General features: G+C 71.0%; 14 protein-coding genes. 7 read left to right on the top strand and 7 right to left on the bottom strand.

Translation table 11 applies throughout. The annotated features are described in order from the left end of the window. Nucleotides 1–37: 37 nt before the first annotated feature. The 4 genes from KO717_RS26465 to KO717_RS26450 form a co-directional block, all read right to left on the bottom strand. Nucleotides 38–697 carry a hypothetical protein gene (locus KO717_RS26465; RefSeq protein ID WP_301371706.1) on the bottom strand — a complete coding sequence of 220 codons (660 nt, stop codon included), beginning with the start codon at nucleotides 695–697 and terminating at the stop codon, nucleotides 38–40. Between the two features lie 47 nt (nucleotides 698–744). After that, nucleotides 745–1539 carry an ABC transporter permease gene (locus KO717_RS26460; protein WP_301374766.1) on the bottom strand — a complete coding sequence of 265 codons (795 nt, stop codon included), beginning with the start codon at nucleotides 1537–1539 and terminating at the stop codon, nucleotides 745–747. Between the two features lie 83 nt (nucleotides 1540–1622). Further along, on the bottom strand, nucleotides 1623–2660 hold the full coding sequence (locus tag KO717_RS26455) for an ABC transporter ATP-binding protein (RefSeq protein WP_301371705.1): 1038 nt from the start codon (nucleotides 2658–2660) through the stop codon (nucleotides 1623–1625). A 28-nt stretch (nucleotides 2661–2688) separates the two neighbouring features. Continuing rightward, nucleotides 2689–3996 (bottom strand): NYN domain-containing protein, encoded by a 1308-nt coding sequence (locus KO717_RS26450; RefSeq protein ID WP_301371704.1) that lies wholly within the window; start codon nucleotides 3994–3996, stop codon nucleotides 2689–2691. A 220-nt stretch (nucleotides 3997–4216) separates the two neighbouring features. Here KO717_RS26450 and KO717_RS26445 point away from each other — a divergent pair, with 220 nt between their 5' ends. Further along, entirely contained in the window at nucleotides 4217–4381 is a 165-nt protein-coding gene (locus KO717_RS26445) for a hypothetical protein (RefSeq protein WP_189736171.1), read from the top strand. Between the two features lie 73 nt (nucleotides 4382–4454). On the opposite strand, the gene dnaE is transcribed toward KO717_RS26445, so the two are convergent. After that, nucleotides 4455–7997, bottom strand: a complete 3543-nt coding sequence (gene dnaE / locus KO717_RS26440) for a DNA polymerase III subunit alpha (RefSeq protein WP_301371703.1) — start codon at nucleotides 7995–7997, stop codon at nucleotides 4455–4457. 173 nt (nucleotides 7998–8170) lie between these two features. Here dnaE and KO717_RS26435 point away from each other — a divergent pair, with 173 nt between their 5' ends. The 5 genes from KO717_RS26435 to KO717_RS26415 all read left to right on the top strand — a co-directional run bounded on the left by KO717_RS26435 (nucleotide 8171) and on the right by KO717_RS26415 (nucleotide 14042). After that, on the top strand, nucleotides 8171–9496 hold the full coding sequence (locus KO717_RS26435) for a DUF2252 domain-containing protein (protein WP_301371702.1): 1326 nt from the start codon (nucleotides 8171–8173) through the stop codon (nucleotides 9494–9496). 38 nt (nucleotides 9497–9534) lie between these two features. Beyond that, a complete protein-coding gene (locus KO717_RS26430; RefSeq protein WP_301371701.1) occupies nucleotides 9535–10221 on the top strand; it encodes a hypothetical protein in 687 nt (228 codons plus the stop codon). Nucleotides 10222–10269: 48 nt separating this feature from the next. Then, nucleotides 10270–11064 (top strand): DsbA family protein, encoded by a 795-nt coding sequence (locus KO717_RS26425; protein WP_301371700.1) that lies wholly within the window; start codon nucleotides 10270–10272, stop codon nucleotides 11062–11064. A 130-nt stretch (nucleotides 11065–11194) separates the two neighbouring features. Beyond that, nucleotides 11195–12856, top strand: coding sequence for an alkaline phosphatase D family protein (locus KO717_RS26420; RefSeq protein WP_301371699.1), 1662 nt, complete (start codon nucleotides 11195–11197; stop codon nucleotides 12854–12856). 232 nt (nucleotides 12857–13088) lie between these two features. Continuing rightward, the gene (locus tag KO717_RS26415) at nucleotides 13089–14042 is read left to right on the top strand and encodes a zinc metalloprotease (protein WP_301374764.1); all 954 of its coding nucleotides are present in this window, start codon (nucleotides 13089–13091) and stop codon (nucleotides 14040–14042) included. 70 nt (nucleotides 14043–14112) lie between these two features. Here the strand turns inward: KO717_RS26415 and KO717_RS26410 are convergent, their stop codons facing one another. Further along, on the bottom strand, nucleotides 14113–14682 hold the full coding sequence (locus KO717_RS26410) for a dienelactone hydrolase family protein (protein WP_030773332.1): 570 nt from the start codon (nucleotides 14680–14682) through the stop codon (nucleotides 14113–14115). Nucleotides 14683–14753: 71 nt separating this feature from the next. Here KO717_RS26410 and KO717_RS26405 point away from each other — a divergent pair, with 71 nt between their 5' ends. Continuing rightward, nucleotides 14754–15791 carry a mechanosensitive ion channel family protein gene (locus tag KO717_RS26405; protein WP_301374762.1) on the top strand — a complete coding sequence of 346 codons (1038 nt, stop codon included), beginning with the start codon at nucleotides 14754–14756 and terminating at the stop codon, nucleotides 15789–15791. On the opposite strand, the gene KO717_RS26400 is transcribed toward KO717_RS26405, so the two are convergent. Further along, nucleotides 15788–16378, bottom strand: coding sequence for a TetR/AcrR family transcriptional regulator (locus KO717_RS26400; RefSeq protein ID WP_301371698.1), 591 nt, complete (start codon nucleotides 16376–16378; stop codon nucleotides 15788–15790). The genes KO717_RS26405 and KO717_RS26400 overlap by 4 nt on opposite strands. Nucleotides 16379–16386 lie beyond the last annotated feature (8 nt).

The raw sequence follows: 16386 nt of genomic DNA, 5'->3' as shown, positions 1-16386 counted from the left end.
GCGATTGAGGCGCGGGTCCGGGCAGCGCCCGGCACGGTCAGGCGCGCGGGGCCTCCGGGGCCGACGGCGCCGCGTCGGCGGGCGGCGGCGCCTGGTAGTACCCCGACCAGCCGTACACGGGCTCGGGATCCGGATCCCGCGGCGTCCACAACGCGGTCAGCCCCAGATGCAGCAGCACGGCGGTCATCGGCCAGGCCAGCAGCGCCCCGTGCGCGAGCAGCTCCAGCGGCGCGTCGAACGGAACCCCCTTGCCCGCCTGTTTCGCGGCCGCGACCAGGTCCGACGTCGGCCCCAGCCACAGCCCGAACCGCCACCCCACCAGCGCTCCGAAGACGGATCCGACCGCCAGCCCGATCACCAGCGGCACACCGCCGGCCCGGCGCCACAGGAAGGTGGCGACGGCGCTGAGCACGCCCAGCCCGAGCGACAGCAGGAAGAAGGTGCCGTCGGAGGCGATCCGCGCCTCGCTCTCGCTGTTGCGCAGGAACACGGCCTCCCCGTTGGAGACGTACTGCACCCGGGGGGCCAGCCACAGCCACAGCAGGCCGAGGAGCAGTCCGGCCGCCCCGAGGATCAGGGCGACGACGGCCCCGTCCCGCACGTCCTCCGGGGTGATCGCCCCGGCGGCGGCTCCCCGCTTCTCGGGCGGGAGCGACGTCGGGTCGAGGGGGGAGGGCGGGGTCACGGCTTCGGTCACCCCCACATCGTGCCAGGTGTGCCCGGCGGCGGCGTCGGCGGACCGTGTCAGCGGACGGCCGCCCGGCGGTACGCCCAGGTCGCGACGGTGAGCGAGAGGACTCCGACGGCCCCGCACACGCCCAGGTCGAAGACGACGGCGGCCCAGTCCGGTTCGGGGGCGAAGGTACGGGCGAACGCCTCGACGCCGTACGTGGACGGCAGCAGGTCCCGGGCCCACACGATCACGTCCGGCATCCGCTCCGGCGGCAGCACCCCGAGCAGCAGCGCCGCCGACATGCCGAGCTGTCCCGCGAGGGTGGCCAGCTCCTGGCGCGGTGCCAGCAGTCCCAGTGCCGCGCCGAGCCCGGCCAGTGCGGCCCCGGCCAGCGGTACCACCGCGGCCAGGATCCACAGCCCGCTCATCGGCAGCCCGAACAGCAGGCAGCCGAAGACGGCGGTGACCAGGGTCCCCGGCAGGGTGAAGGAGGCGTACGCGGCGGCCGCGCCCAGGACCACCGACGCGGGCGGCACGGGCAGGGTGGCGTAGTGGTCGAGCCCGCCGCCGGCCCGCAGCTGCCCGAAGTACTGGGCGAGCAGGTTCAGGGCGACGAAGGCGACGACGAGCACCGAGGAGCCGGCGACGACGGCGCGGGCCTCCGAGCCCCCGTCGACCACGCCCCGCATCAGGATCATGATCCCGACGGACTGGAAGGTGGCGACGAACAGCAGCGGGATCCGGGCCACCCGGGCCCGGGACAGCTGGGCCCGGTAGACGGCGGCCAGGGAGGGGAAGAAGCGTGCGCGGGGCGCCAGCGGCGCGGGCTGCGGTGCCGGTGCCCGGCCGTCGGCGGCCACCGGCACGGTGTCCGCAGCGGGCGACGCGGCGGGTGAGGGCACGGCATCGGGCGTGAGCACGGCCCGGACGGCCCCCGTGGAACGGTCGCTCACGACTTCACCAGCCCTTTCGTCCTGCCGCCGAGGGCCAGGTAGACGTCTTCCAGGCTGGGGGTGGCCAGGGTGAAGTCGTCGAGCGCGGCGAAGGCCGGGCTTCCGGTGACCGAGGCCACCGCCGCCCTGGCTTCGTCCGGCGCCAACCGGAGCACCCAGCGGCGCCCGGACTCGACGGCCCGGTCGCGCAGCCTTGCGACCTCCGGGACCTCCAGCGGAGCCCCCTCGCGCCACACCAGCTCCAGCCGGACCTCGCCCGAGACGGTGGCCTTCAGTCCGGCCGGGGTGTCGCAGGCGATGACCTTGCCCTGGTCGATGACGGCGACCCGGTCGAGGACGGTCTCGGCCTCGATGACGTTGTGGGTGACGAGCAGGACCGTCGCGCCGTGCTGCGCGCGCCGCCGGTCGACGGCGGACCACACGGCCCGCCGGGCGACCGGGTCCATGCCGGTGGTGGGCTCGTCGAGGACCAGTACGGGCCGCTCCCCCACCAGTGCGGTGGCGAAGCAGGCGAGGCGGCGCTGGCCGCCGGAAAGTTTCTTCAGGGGCCGTCCGGCGATCGGGGTCAGCCCGAGCTCCTCCAGTACGGCGTCGCGCGCGGCGCGGGCGGAGCGGACGTCGAGTCCGCGCAGCCGTCCGGTGGTCTCGGCGGCCAGCGCCACGGTGAGCTCGTCCAGGGCGGTGGATTCCTGCCCCAGGTAGGCGAGGAGCCGGGAGGCCCGCTCGGGGTGGCCCACGAGGTCGTGGCCGAGCAGGGTCACCGATCCGGAGTCGGGCCGCATCAGGCCGGTGAGCTGGCGGACCAGCGTGGACTTGCCGGCGCCGTTGGGGCCGAGCAGTCCGAAGATCTCGCCGCGCCGGACGTCCAGGCAGATCCCGTCGTTGGCTCGGGTCTCGGGCAGGGCGGGAGCCCCGCGCCGGCCGCGTACCGCGGGATACGTCTTGACCAGGTCACGCACCGCGCAGATGACGTCCGGCGCCGCTCCCGCGGCCGCTGCCGTGCCTTCTCGCGCCTGTGCTGTGCCCGTACTCACGAGGGAGCAGCCTACGGGGTTCCCGGCCCTACTCGGCCGTCGGGGTCAGCGGGGCCGCGAGGTCGGCGGGTGCGGTTCCGGGCGCGGAGGCCGGTACGGCGGCCACGTGTTCGGCGGCGGCGCGGACGTCGATCTCCCGCCAGAACCCGGCGCGGATGGCGTACCGGTCGTGCTCGTCGATCTGGTCGTCCTTGTGTGCGAGCAGCCCGAACCGGGCCGCGTAGCGCAGCAGTTCGCCGTCGATCCGGTGCGGGATCCGCGGGTACATCGTGGCCAGCTTCTGCAGGTGCACGGTCTCCGGGAGCCGTTCCATCCAGCGCCGGGCGAACACCTGTCCCACCTCGAACGGGTCGCCGCCGACGGTGGTGATGTCCTCCTCGCGGTCGGCCCAGCGCTGTTCTGCGCTGGTGAGCTGGGCGAGGGTGGGCAGAGAGGCGGTCTCGGCGGGCTCGCCCAGCGGTCCGGCCCGGTCGACCCAGCCCTTGTCGGAGGACCAGCGCAGGGCGCTGGCGGGGGCGTGGGCGCCGCTCGGCCCGGTCTGGGGGTGGTTCTGCTGGCCGGTGGCGCGCAGGGCTCCGGCGAGGTCCTTGGGCGTGGGTACGGGCTTGCCCCCGGAGGTGGCGGGCGGCGGTACGGGGACCCCGTCGCGGTCTTCCTCCCCGGTGGCGGCGGCGCCGTTGCGGGCGGCCTCGGCGAGCGCGGCCTCGGGCAGCGGGGCCGAGAGGATGGCGGCGATGTCGGGGCGCGGCGCGGGCGGCGGGGAGCACAGTCCGGTGAGGTCCTTGGCGCGGACGGCCCGGGTGATCCAGGCCCGGTCCAGGACGCGGCGTTCGTCGGCCTCGGCGACGAGGTCCTCGGACTGGTTGTAGTCCCCGTCGGCGGCCTGGACGGCCCACAGGTGGACGGCGACCCCGTGCTCCTTGGCGGACATCAGGCCGGGCAGCAGGTCTCCGTCGCCGGTGACGAGGACCACGTCGGAGCAGGCCCGGTTGCGGGCGAGCTCGGTGAGCTCGGCGTGCATGGCGGCGTCGACGCCCTTCTGCGCCCAGCGGCCGTCGCTGCGGGTCAGGGCGCCGAGCCGGACGGTGACGCGGGGCATGACGCGCAGCCGCCGGTGTTCGGGCTGGGGCACCCGGTCGGGTGCTCCGTCGAACCAGTAGATGCGCAGCAGGGGCTGCTCGGTGTCGGCCTCGGCCCGCTCGCGCAGGCCCTGGATGAGGGCGGCATGGTCGATGGTGATCCGGGAGCGGGAGGGCTCCCCGGCGAGAAGGCTGGCGGCGGCACCCAGCAGGTAGCCGGCGTCCACCAGGACGACGCAGCGGTCCACGCGTTCCACCCTCTTCCCTGGGGGTCCTCTGTGCTTTGCGGCGGTTCCCCGAGTCTGCCCGACCCCAAGGGCGTTGAAGGCCGGAACTCGATCATCGGCGTGGCGGATCTCACGACAGACGGGGCGGAGGGCCTCGGCTACGCGCAGTAATGATCCAAAATGCGCGGTTTCTGGCGTTGTGTGAGTGTGAAGGCGGTCCTGGCCCCTAGACCCTCACGGAGGCTCCACCATGGCCAAGAACAAGAACCAGAAGCAGCCCGCCAAGCAGCAGCCCCGGTCGGGGCAGGATCCGACCAAGGGCACCTCGGAGACCGAGTCGATGCCCTCCTCCTCGGCGCCGAGCCCGATGGACATGGCGCACAAGCGCAAGGAGAAGAAGTTCGGCCACAACTGACGGCCGTACTCGCATGCGGAAGGGCCCGCCCGGTGTCACCGGGCGGGCCCTTCCGCACGTTCCGCCGGGGTCTCTATCCGGCCAGGCAGGACGGTCCGAGCAGCACCTTGAGGTCGCCGAAGAGCGCGGGGTCGGGCTGGACGCGGTGCTTGTCGAGGCGGAGCACGGTGGTGGTCCGCGGCCCCTGGAGCTTGATCCGCACCTCGGTGTTGCCCTTGTGGTGGCGCAGGATCTCGCCCAGACGGGTCACCATCGGCGGCGTGACCTTGACGGTGGGGATGGTCAGGACCACCGGGGCGTTGGTGCCGGCCGAGGAGAGGTCGGGGACCATCATCTCCATGGCGACCAGGCGGGGGACGTCCTCGCGCTTGTCGAGGCGGCCCTTGACGAAGACGACGGTGTCCTCGACCAGCTGGGTGGAGACGAGCTGGTAGGTCGCCGGGAAGAACATGCATTCGATGGACCCGGCCAGGTCCTCGACGGTGGCGATGGCCCAGGCGTTGCCCTGCTTGGTCATCTTGCGCTGGAGGCCCGAGATGATGCCGCCGATGGTGACGACGGCGCCGTCGGAGTGCTCGCCGCCGGTCAGCTGGGAGATGCCGGCGTCCGTCTTGTCGGAGAGCACGTGCTCCAGGCCGAAGAGCGGGTGGTCGGAGACGTAGAGGCCGAGCATCTCGCGCTCCTGGGCGAGCAGGTAGGACTTCTCCCACTCGACGTCGGAGAACTCCACGTCGAGGCCGAAGCCGGGCTCGTCGCTCGCGTTCTCGTCACCCATCCCGCCGAACAGGTCGAACTGTCCCTCGGCCTCCTTGCGCTTGACCGCGACCACGTTGTCGATCATCGACTCGTGGTGTGCGACCAGGCCCTTGCGGGTGTGGCCCATCTCGTCGTAGGCGCCGGCCTTGATCAGCGACTCGACGGTGCGCTTGTTGCAGACGACGGCCTCGACCTTGTCCAGGAAGTCGGGGAAGGAGGAGAACTTCCCCTTGGCCTTCCTCGTCCTGATGATCGACTCGACGACGTTCGTGCCGACGTTGCGCACCGCGGTGAGGCCGAAGAGGATCACGTCGTCGCCCTGGGCCGCGAAGTTCGGCTCGGACTCGTTCACGTTCGGCGGCAGGACCTTGATGCCCATCCGGCGGCACTCGTTCAGGTAGATCGCGGACTTGTCCTTGTCGTCCTTGACCGAGGTGAGCAGGCCCGCCATGTATTCGGCCGGGAAGTTCGCCTTGAGGTAGGCGGTCCAGTAGGAGACCAGGCCGTACGCGGCCGAGTGGGCCTTGTTGAAGGCGTAGCCGGCGAAGGGGACCAGGACGTCCCACAGGGCCTTGATCGCCTGGTCGCTGAAGCCCTTGCCCCTGGCGCCCTCCTCGAAGATGACGAAGTTCTTCGCCAGCTCCTCGGGCTTCTTCTTGCCCATCACGCGGCGCAGGATGTCGGCCTCGCCGAGCGAGTACCCGGCGATGATCTGGGCGGCCTTCTGGACCTGCTCCTGGTAGACGATCAGGCCGTAGGTGACCGCGAGCACCTCTTCGAGCGGCCCCTCCAGCTCCGGGTGGATCGGGGTGATCTCCTGCTGCTTGTTCTTGCGCAGGGCGTAGTTCGTGTGCGAGTTCATGCCCATCGGGCCCGGCCGGTACAGGGCCGAGACGGCGGAGATGTCCTCGAAGTTGTCGGGCTTCATCAGGCGCAGCAGGGAGCGCATGGGCCCGCCGTCGAACTGGAAGACGCCGAGGGTGTCACCGCGGCCGAGCAGTTCGAAGGTCTTGGGGTCGTCGAGCGGGAGGCCCAGGAGATCGATGTCGATCCCCTTGTTGGCCTTCACCATCTTGACGGCGTCGTCCATGATCGTGAGGTTGCGCAGGCCGAGGAAGTCCATCTTCAGCAGGCCGAGCGACTCGCAGCTCGGGTAGTCCCACTGGGTGATGGTGACGCCGTCGGTGTGCCGCACCCAGACGGGTACGTGGTCGGTGATGGTCTCGCTGGACATGATCACGCCGGCGGCGTGCACGCCCATCTGGCGGACCAGGCCCTCCACACCGCGGGCGGTGTCGATGACCTTCTTCACGTCCGGCTCGTTCTCGTACATCCCGCGGATCTCGCCGGCCTCGCCGTAGCGGGGGTGCGTCGGGTCGAGGATGCCGGAGAGCGGGATGCCCTTGCCGAGGACGTCGGCGGGCATGGCCTTGGTGAGGCGGTCGCCCATGGCGTACGGGTAGCCCAGGACGCGCGCGGAGTCCTTGATCGCGTTCTTGGCCTTGATGGTGCCGTAGGTGCCGATCATGGCGACCTTGTCGGCGCCGTACTTCTCGGTCACGTACCTGATCACCTCGACGCGCCGGCGCTCGTCGAAGTCGATGTCGACGTCGGGCATGGAGACGCGCTCGGGGTTCAGGAAGCGCTCGAAGATCAGGCCGTGCGTGAGCGGGTCGAGGTCGGTGATGCCCATGGCGTACGCGACGATCGAACCGGCCGCGGAGCCTCGGCCCGGGCCCACCGCGATGCCCTGGTTCTTGGCCCACATGATGAAGTCGGCGACCACGAGGAAGTAGCCGGGGAAGCCCATCGAGATGATCGTGTCCATCTCGTACTCGGCCTGCTGCATCCGGTCCTCCGGAATGCCTCCGGGGTAGCGGCGGTGCATGCCGCGCATGGTCTCCTCGCGGAACCAGCTGACCTCGGTGTGGCCTTCCGGGATGTCGAACTTCGGCATCAGGTTCCGGAACTTGAACATGCCCTCGGTGTCGATCTGGTCGGCGACCAGCCGGGTGTTGGCGCAGCCCTCCTGCCAGGCGTCCGAGGAGTCGATCGCGTACATCTCGTCGGTCGACTTCAGGTAGTAGCCGGTGCCGTCGAAGCGGAAGCGGTCCGGGTCCGAGAGGTTCTTGCCGGTCTGGATGCAGAGCAGGGCGTCGTGGGCCGTCGCCTCGCTGGCGTAGGTGTAGTGGGAGTCGTTCGTCACCAGCGGCGGGATGCCGAGCTTCTTGCCGATCTCCAGCAGCCCGTCGCGGACCCGGCGCTCGATCTCGATGCCGTGGTCCATCAGCTCCAGGAAGTAGCGCCCCTCGCCGAAGATGTCCTTGTAGTCGGAGGCGGCCTGCACGGCCTCGTCGAACTGGCCGAGCCGCAGCCTGGTCTGCACCTCGCCGGACGGGCAGCCGGTGGAGGCGATCAGGCCCTCGGACCACTTGGAGATGGTCTCCTTGTCCATCCGCGGCCACTTCGTGAGCCAGCCCTCGGCGTACGCGTCGGAGGACAGCCGGAAGATGTTGTGCAGACCGGTGGCGTTCGACGCCCAGATCGTCTTGTGGGTGTAACCGCCGGAACCGGAGACGTCGTCGCGCTTCTGGTGCGGCTGGCCCCACTGGATGCGCCGCTTGTTGCGCCGGGACTCGGGGGCGACGTACGCCTCGATGCCGATGATCGGCGTGATGCCGGCCTTCTGCGCGGTGTGGAAGAAGTCGTACGCCCCGTGCAGGTTGCCGTGGTCGGACATGGCGATGTGCGTCATGCCCATCTCGTTGCACGCGTTGAACATGTCCTTCAGCCGTGCGGCACCGTCCAGCAGCGAGTACTGGGTGTGGACGTGCAGGTGCGTGAACGGCGGCTTTGTCACGGCGCGGGTCCTCCGGGGGCGGGGCGTGAGGGGGCAGCTTCGAATCCTACGTCGGCCGGGTGACAGATCACGGGCACTGACCGGTACGGTCGGGCGTTGCAGAACCAGGAGGGCCGATCCGGCGTCCAGTCGGTCGGAACCTGAAACAGCCCGTGCACCAGGAGGAACCCGCCATGGCGGTCCCCGAGACGACCGACGAGCAGCGCGCCGAGCAGATCCTCGACGTGTTCGACACCGCGTTCGGTGAGCTGCTCGCCGCCGACCCCGCTGCCTTCCAGGTCAAATTCCGCAAGATGGCGGCTTCGGCCTTCGCCTTCTACCGGGGTACCGCCTGCCTCTTCTACTCCGACCTGGAGCGGGACCGGCACGGCGGCCCTTACCTGGACGAGCGGACGGGCCGGGTGTGGATCCACGGAGACCTGCACGCCGAGAACTTCGGCACGTACATGGACTCCAACGGCCGGCTGATCTTCAACGTCAACGATTTCGACGAGGCCTATATCGGCCCTTTCACCTGGGACCTGAAGCGGTTCGCCGCCTCCGTCGCCCTGATCGGCTACACCAAGGCGCTCAGCGACGACCAGATAAGCGAGCTGGTGCGGATCTACGCGGGCGCCTACCGGGAGCGGATCCACCGGCTGGCCACGGGTGCGAAGAATGACGAGGTGCCCTCCTTCACCCTGGACACCGCCGAGGGCCCTCTGCTGGACGCGCTGCGCTCGGCCCGCTCCCGGACGCGTTTCTCCCTGCTGGACTCGATGACGGAGATACGGGACTACGAGCGCCGCTTCACCTCCGGCGGCGGTTCCATCGAGCTGGACGCCGCGACCCGCTACAAGGTGCTGGCCGCCTTCGACGGGTACCTGGAGACGCTTCCCGACGAGTCCCTCGTGCGCCCCGACTCCTACCGGGTCAAGGACGTGGTGGGGCGCCGGGGCGTCGGCATCGGCTCGGCGGGCCTGCCGTCCTACAACATCCTGCTGGAGGGGCACAGCGACGCCCTGGAGAACGACGTCGTGATCTACCTCAAGCAGGCGCAGACCCCGGCGGTCTCCCGGCACATCACGGACCGGGCGGTGCGGGAGTACTTCCTGCACGAGGGGCACCGCACGGTGATCTCCCAGCGGGCCCTGCAGGCGCACGCCGACCCGTGGCTGGGCTGGACCGAGCTGGACGGCGCGGGTCAGCTGGTGGCGGAGGTCTCCCCGTACGCGGTGGACCTGGACTGGTCGGACCTGGACGACCCGGAGGAGATCGCGGCCGTCGTCGCCGATCTCGGCCGGGCGACCGCGACCATGCACGCGTCGGCCGACGAGGCCGAGAGCGGGCAGTCCCTGGTGCCCTTCTCCACCGAGCGGGCCATCGACGCGGCGATCGCGGCCGACGAGGAGGGCTTCTCGGATCTGCTCGTGGACTTCGCCCACGCGTACGGGGCCCGGGCGCGCGCCGACCACCAGATCTTCGTGGACCTTTTCCGTAACGGGCGTCTCACTCCCTGAACGCCTGTTCCACAGGAACGCATGGCACACTCGCGAGGATGGACATTTCCGGGACGGGACTCAGGGGGCTGCGGGCCGCGCTGTTCAGCGCGCTCGTCGTACTGCTCTCCTCGGGCTCGCACGTCCTGATGTCCCAGGCCCCGTTGCCGCCCACGCTGGTGGCCGGGGCCTTCGCGGGTGTGTTCGCGATCGCCTATGCGCTCGCGGGCCGCGAACGGGGCTTCGGCCCCATCGCCGGGCTGCTCGTACCGCTGGAGCTGGCCGCCGACACCGTCTTCACCACCGGCCAGCACCTGTGCTACGGCCCGGCCGGCGGCCCCGTCGCGGGCCCGCTGCGCGCCATGGGCCTGGACGCCCTGTGCGGTGGCACGCCGGTGGGCGGGCCGCTGACCGAGGTGACCGGACCGGCCGGCGCGGCCGCGCTGCTGTCCTCGCCGGGGCCGTACACACCCTGGCTGCTGCTCGGCGCCCATGTCTCGGTCGGACTGCTGGCCGCCGCCTGGCTGCGCCACGGCGAGCGGGCCCTGGGCCGGCTGCTGCGGGCTGTGGCCGCCTTCGCGTTCCGGCCGCTGCTGCTGGCCGTGTCCTCGGTCGCGGCAGCCTGCCGGCCTGCGCGGGCGCTGCCTCGGTCGGTCCGCTCGGCCGCCGGGGCCACCACCCGCTTCCCGGCACACTCCGTGGGACGGCGGGGACCCCCCGTGCTCGGCGCGCTCGCCCGCGCCTGACGCACGTACGGCAGTCCCTTCCACACGTCACACCCCACGGAGATCATGATGAGTTCACGCAACAGCCAGGCGAACAAGGCAGCGGCCCGCGAGCGTCTGCGCGCCGAGCGCGAGGCCCAGGCCAAGAAGGACAAGATCCGCCGCCAGGTGATCGTGGCGGGCGGGGTCGTGCTCGCGCTCGCCGTGATCGGCGGCATCGGCTACGGGGTCATGCAGGCCAACCAGCCCACCCACTGGGAGAAGGCCGCCACCGCCGAGCTGGTCAAGCCGAAGAACACCGAGGGCGCGGACGGCACCACGGTCGTCATCGGCAAGCCCGAAGCGAAGAAGACCCTGGAGCTGTACGAGGACTCGCGCTGCCCGGCCTGTGCCGCCTTCGAGCAGGCCGCCGGCGAGCAGGTCAAGAAGGACGTGGACGCGGGCAAGTACAAGCTCCAGTACATCGGCGCCACCTTCATCGACAACGCCGTCAAGGGCGAGGGTTCGAAGAACGCGCTGAGCGCCCTGGGCGCGGCGCTGAACGTCAGCCCGCAGGCCTTCCTCGACTACAAGGCCGCGCTGTACTCCAAGGACCTGCACCCCGAGGAGAGCGTCGACAGCTTCGCCAAGGACGACTACCTGCTGAAGGTCGCGGACACGGTCCCGGCGCTCAAGGGCAACGCCGAGTTCAAGAAGGCCGTCGAGGACGGTACGTACGACCGGTGGGCGCTGGAGATGTCGAAGTCCTTCGACAAGTCCGGGGTGAAGGGCACGCCGACCCTGAAGATGGACGGCAAGAAGATCGAGACCCCGCAGACTGCGGAGCTGTTCACAGCGGCGATCGACAAGGCCCTGCAGGGCTGATCCCGGGGCAATCCGGAAATCACCGTCCGGACCGACCGCTTCGAAGGGCGGGCGAACTCCCAGAGTTCGCCCGCCCTTTGCATTCCCGCACCTGGCCCGGGGGGTGTACCCGTCGGTAATATGATCATCCGTGACCAGTCAACTCACCCCTTCCCAGTCAGCGGCAACTCCCCGCCGCCGTACGGTCGTTCTGGCCGCTGCGGCCACGGCCGCACTGGCCCCCCTCACCTCCCTGGGCGCCTCGGCCGCCCACGCGGCGGGCACCGCGCCCGCCTTCCTCCACGGCGTCGCCTCGGGCGACCCGCTGCCCGACGGGGTCCTTCTGTGGACCCGCGTCACCCCGACCCCCGAGGCCGTACCCGGCTCGGGGCTCGGCCCGGCCACCCAGGTGGGCTGGGAAGTGGCGTCCGACAAGGCCTTCTCCCGCGTCGTCGGCTCCGGCACCGTCACCGTGAGCGCCGCCGCCGACCACACGGTCAAGGTCGACGTACGCGGGCTGCAGCCGCAGACGCCCTACTGGTACCGGTTCACCGCCGGCGGCGTCGTCTCCCCCGTCGGGCGCACCCTGACCACCCCGGCCCACGAGGCGACGACCGAGGGGGTCCGCTTCGGCGTGGTCTCCTGCGCCAACTGGGAGTCCGGCTACTTCTCCGCCTACCGCCACCTGGCGGCCCGCACGGATCTGCACGCGATCCTGCACCTGGGTGACTACATCTACGAGTACCAGTCCGGGGGCTACCCGGAGGCGAAGTACGTCGTACGCCCGCACGAGCCGAAGCACGAGATCGTCTCGCTCGCCGACTACCGTACGCGGCACGGCAAGTACAAGACGGACGCCGACCTCCAGGCCCTGCACCACGCCCACCCGGTCATCGCCATCTGGGACGACCACGAGTTCGCCAACGACAGCTGGGCCGGCGGCGCCGAGAACCACACGCCGGGCGCCGAGGGCGAGTGGGCGGCCCGCGCGGCCGCCGCCAAGCAGGCGTACTTCGAGTGGATGCCCGTACGCGCCTCCATCGCGGGCACCGTCTACCGCCGGCTGCGCTTCGGTACCCTCGCCGACCTGCACCTGCTGGACCTGCGCTCCTTCCGCTCGCAGCAGACCAAGGTCGGCAGCGGCTCGGTGGACGACCCGGAGCGCACCATCACCGGGCGCGCCCAGCTGGACTGGCTCAAGTCGGGCCTCGCGGGCTCGGAGGCGACCTGGAAGCTGGTGGGCACCTCGGTGATGATCTCGCCGGTGGCCTTCGCCTCGCTGCCCGCGCACCTGCTGAAGCCGCTGACCAAGCTGCTCGGACTGCCCGAGGGCGGCCTCGCGATCAACGTGGACCAGTGGGACGGGTACACGGACGACCGCAAGGAGCTGCTGGGCCACCTGAAGGACCGGGGCGTCAAGAACACCGTGTTCCTGACCGGTGACATCCACATGGCCTGGGCGAACGAGGTCCCGATGAACATGGCCACGTACCCGGGCTCGGGCACGGCGGCGACCGAGTTCGTGGTCACGTCGGTGACCTCCGACAACCTCGACGACATGCTGCACGTCCTGCCGGACACCCTCTCGCTGGTCGCCGAGTCGGCCATCAAGGCCGCCAACTGGCACGTGAAGTGGCTCGACATGGACGCGCACGGCTACGGCGTGCTGGACGTGACGGCGGAGCGCTCGCAGATGGACTACTACGTGGTGTCCGACAAGCGGCAGCCGGGTGCGACCTCCGCCTGGAGCCGGTCGTACCGGACGCTGAACGGGACCCAGAAGGTGGATCGGGTGTACCAGCCCGTCCGCTGACCGTCCGTCGATTTTCCTGCCACATGGGGCGCCTGGGACATACCAGGCGCCCCATGTGCATCAGAAGCAACAAATCTTTTACGTAAGCCACTTGACCTGAATATGTCATGCACACATAAGCTTCGCGCCAGCTGAAGAAGATCCTTCAGGCCACCACCCCCCACAACCCCCCACGCGAGGAGCACACGTGCGCGCAGTTGCCCGCATATCCCCCCTTCTCCGCCGCCGCCTGATGGGCACGGCGGTTCTGGCCGGAACCCTGGCCTTCACCCCGCTCGCGGCCCCCACCACGCTTGCGGCCTCCAAGTCCCCCGCCGAGGTCTGCGCCGACCAGCCCGCCGCCTCCGGTGCCGCGAACGCGCGCGTCGCCCGCGCCCACGACGAGCACGCGGACGAGCCCAACGCGATCAGCGACGCGCAGGCGAAGGCCATGGACGCCGACCTCACGTCGAAGCTGGACAAGGCCCTCAAGAACCAGCCGCAGCGCAGCCTGGCGGCCGCCGAGGCCGTCGTGAACATCCCCGTGTACTTCCACGTCGTGCACTCCGGCACCACCGGGAAGCTCACGGCCACCGACGTCAGCAAGCAGCTCGCGGTCCTCAACGCGGCCTACGGCGGCCAGGGCACCGGCAACGTCAACACGAACTTCCAGTTCACCCTGGCGGCCACCGACTACACGGACAACGCCACCTGGTACAACCTGGCTTCCGGCTCCCAGGCCGAGAAGGACATGAAGAACACCCTGCGCAAGGGCGGCCCGGGCGCGCTCAACTTCTACACCGCCAACCTCTCCGGCGGCCTGCTCGGCTGGGCGACCTTCCCGACGTCGTACGCCTCCAGCCCCAAGATGGACGGCGTGGTCGTGCTCGACAGCTCGCTGCCGGGCGGCTCGTCGGCCAACTACAACGAGGGTGACACCGCCACCCACGAGGTCGGTCACTGGCTGGGGCTCTACCACACCTTCCAGGGCGGCTGCAGCGGCAACGGCGACTACGTCTCCGACACCCCGGCCGAGAAGAGCGCCGCGTACGAGTGCCCGACCGGGCGCGACAGCTGCGCGAGCAAGCCGGGCGTGGACCCGATCCGCAACTTCATGGACTACACGTACGACTCCTGCATGTACCAGTTCACCGCCGGCCAGGTCGCTCGCATGTCGAGCAGCTGGACCGCGTACCGCGCGGGCTGACCTCCACGCGACGAGGGGCCCGGTCCGGCATCCGCCGGGCCGGGCCCCTCCGCTTCCATGCCTCGACTGCCTACAGGCCGTCGAGGAAGCCGACGGCGACCTTCCACAACTGCTCGGCGGCCTCGGCGTCGTAGTCGTCCAGCTCCGGGTCGGTGAACAGGTGCCCGGCACCCGGGTAGCTGTGGACCTCCACGTCGGCCCCCGCGCGCTGCATCCGCAGGTACCAGGCCGTCAGCCAGTCGTGCGGCTCGAACGGATCCGGGTCCGCGATGTGCAGCTGCACGGGCAGCTCGTCCACCGAGGCGCCGTCCTCCAGGTCCGCCGTCCCGTGCAGGAGCAGCAGCCCGCGCGCCTTCTCGTCCGCCATGGCCAGGTGCTGGGCGACCGAACCGCCGAAGGAGAAGCCCGCGTAGACCAGTCCCTGGTCCGAGTAGGGGGCGGAGGCCAGCACCGCGCGCTTCAGCAGTTCGTCACGGCCGATCTCGTCCCGGTGGGCCATGCCCTCCTCGACGGTCCCGAAGGTGCGTCCCTCGAAGAGATCCGGCACCTGGACCTGGTGCCCGGCCGCGCGCAGCCGGTCGGCCGCCGCGTGCACCGCGGGCCGCAGCCCGTACGTCGAATGGAAAAGCATGATGTTCATGCCTCCATCGTGCCAGCCGCCGCTGAGGAGGGGCCCGCGGACCGCTTCCCGCTACGTTCGTACCCATGGAGATGGAGAACGTCCTGCGCCCCGTCACGGTCATCGGCGGCGCACTGGTCGCCACCCTGATCGCGGGCTGGCTGCTGGACCTGCTGCTGCGCCGGGCCGACGCCCGGCACACCGAGACCCCCTTGTGGGGCCTGCTGCGCCACTGCCGGCTGCCCTTCCAGGTCGTCCTCTGCACCTCGCTGCTCCGAGGCTCCTACCGGCGGGCCGGAATCCTGCCCGACCACGCCTTCGGCGTCGGCCGGTTCCTCACCCTGGTCCTGATCGCCTCCGCGGCCTGGCTCGCGGTACGCATCGCGACGGCCGTGGTCGACTCGACGTACGCGCGCTACGCGGCGGCGACCGAGGACGAGGCCCGGGTGCGCCGGGTCCGCACCCAGGTCACCCTGATCCAGCGGGTGGTCACGGCGGTGGTGGTCGTGGTCGCCGTGGCGGCGATGCTGCTGACCTTCCCCCCGATGCGGACGCTCGGCGCCTCGCTGCTGGCCTCCGCGGGCGTCCTCGGCATCGTGGCGGGCATCGCCGCCCAGGCCTCGCTGAGCAACCTCTTCGCCGGCCTCCAGATCGCCTTCGGCGACACCGTCCGCATCGGCGACACGGTGGTGGTCGACGAGGAGTGGGGCCGGGTCGAGGAGATCACCCTGACCTTCCTGACGGTCCGCACCTGGGACGAGCGGCGCATCACGATGCCTGTGTCCTATTTCACGAGCAAGCCGTACGAGAACTGGTCGCGCGGCGGAGCACAGATGACCGGCACGGTCTTCTGGCACCTGGACCACAGCGCGCCGATCGGCCTGATGCGGGAGCGGCTCCAGCTGATCCTGGCGGAGATCCCGGAGTGGGACGGCCGCGGCGGCGGGCTGGCCGTGACGGACACCACACCGCACACGGTCCAGGTCCGCGCGGTGGTCACGGCGAAGGACGCCGACGACCTCTGGACGCTGCGCTGCGCGGTCCGCGAACGCCTGATCACCTGGCTGGTGGCCGAGCACCCGTACGCCCTCCCCCGCATCGCCACGGCCCCGGCCGCCGAGGCCCCCTAGGGGACGGCGGGCAGGAGGGCGGCCGCGCACTCCTCGGCGAGGTCCTCGGCGTGCGGCGGCAGCGGGCCGCCGGCACGCAGGTGGCGGCGGACGACCGAGAGCGGGAGGTCGATCAGGGCCAGGGTGACGCGGTCCCGGTCCTGGGGCCCGGTCGCGCCGAGCGCGGCGGCGAGGGCGCCGATGGCGGAGTACACCCGCTGGTTGCCGGAATCGGCCCGCCCGGTGTGTTCCTCGGACCAGTCGGCGCGGCCGAACTCCCACGGCCCGTAGAGCAGCAGGGTGGCCTCCTCGGGATGGGCGCGGCTCCACCCCACGACGTGCCGGGCGGCCGCGCGCGCCGCCCGGCGCGGGTCGGAGTCGCTGTGCAGGCTGGCGAAGTAGCCCTCCTGGAACCGCTCGACGCTGCGCAGCCACACCTCGGCGAGCAGGGCGCTGCGCCCGGCGAAGCGGTGGTACATGGAGCCGCTGGGCGCGCCGATCGCCTGGGCGACGGCGGACATGGTCACGCCGCCCGGCCCGGCGGAGGCGGCCAGCCGGACGGCGGCGTCGAGCATCTGGTCGGTGTCGAAGCGGGGTGGTCTCGCCATGAATCAGA

The organism is Streptomyces xanthophaeus, from assembly GCF_030440515.1.
Taxonomy (GTDB): domain Bacteria; phylum Actinomycetota; class Actinomycetes; order Streptomycetales; family Streptomycetaceae; genus Streptomyces; species Streptomyces kutzneri.
The sequence above is the reverse complement of the archived record's forward strand: the minus strand, read 5'-3'. Positions and strand labels throughout refer to the sequence as shown.

Excerpts from the sequence above, each read along its gene's own strand:
- KO717_RS26445 (WP_189736171.1), top strand. The coding sequence starts at position 4,217 with ATGGCCAAGAACAAGAACCAGAAGCAGCCCGCCAAGCAGCAGCCCCGG.
- KO717_RS26435 (WP_301371702.1), top strand. The coding sequence starts at position 8,171 with ATGGCGGTCCCCGAGACGACCGACGAGCAGCGCGCCGAGCAGATCCTC.
- KO717_RS26430 (WP_301371701.1), top strand. The coding sequence starts at position 9,535 with ATGGACATTTCCGGGACGGGACTCAGGGGGCTGCGGGCCGCGCTGTTC.
- KO717_RS26425 (WP_301371700.1), top strand. The coding sequence starts at position 10,270 with ATGAGTTCACGCAACAGCCAGGCGAACAAGGCAGCGGCCCGCGAGCGT.
- KO717_RS26415 (WP_301374764.1), top strand. The coding sequence starts at position 13,089 with ATGGGCACGGCGGTTCTGGCCGGAACCCTGGCCTTCACCCCGCTCGCG.
- KO717_RS26410 (WP_030773332.1), bottom strand. The coding sequence starts at position 14,682 with ATGAACATCATGCTTTTCCATTCGACGTACGGGCTGCGGCCCGCGGTG.
- KO717_RS26405 (WP_301374762.1), top strand. The coding sequence starts at position 14,754 with ATGGAGAACGTCCTGCGCCCCGTCACGGTCATCGGCGGCGCACTGGTC.
- KO717_RS26400 (WP_301371698.1), bottom strand. The coding sequence starts at position 16,378 with ATGGCGAGACCACCCCGCTTCGACACCGACCAGATGCTCGACGCCGCC.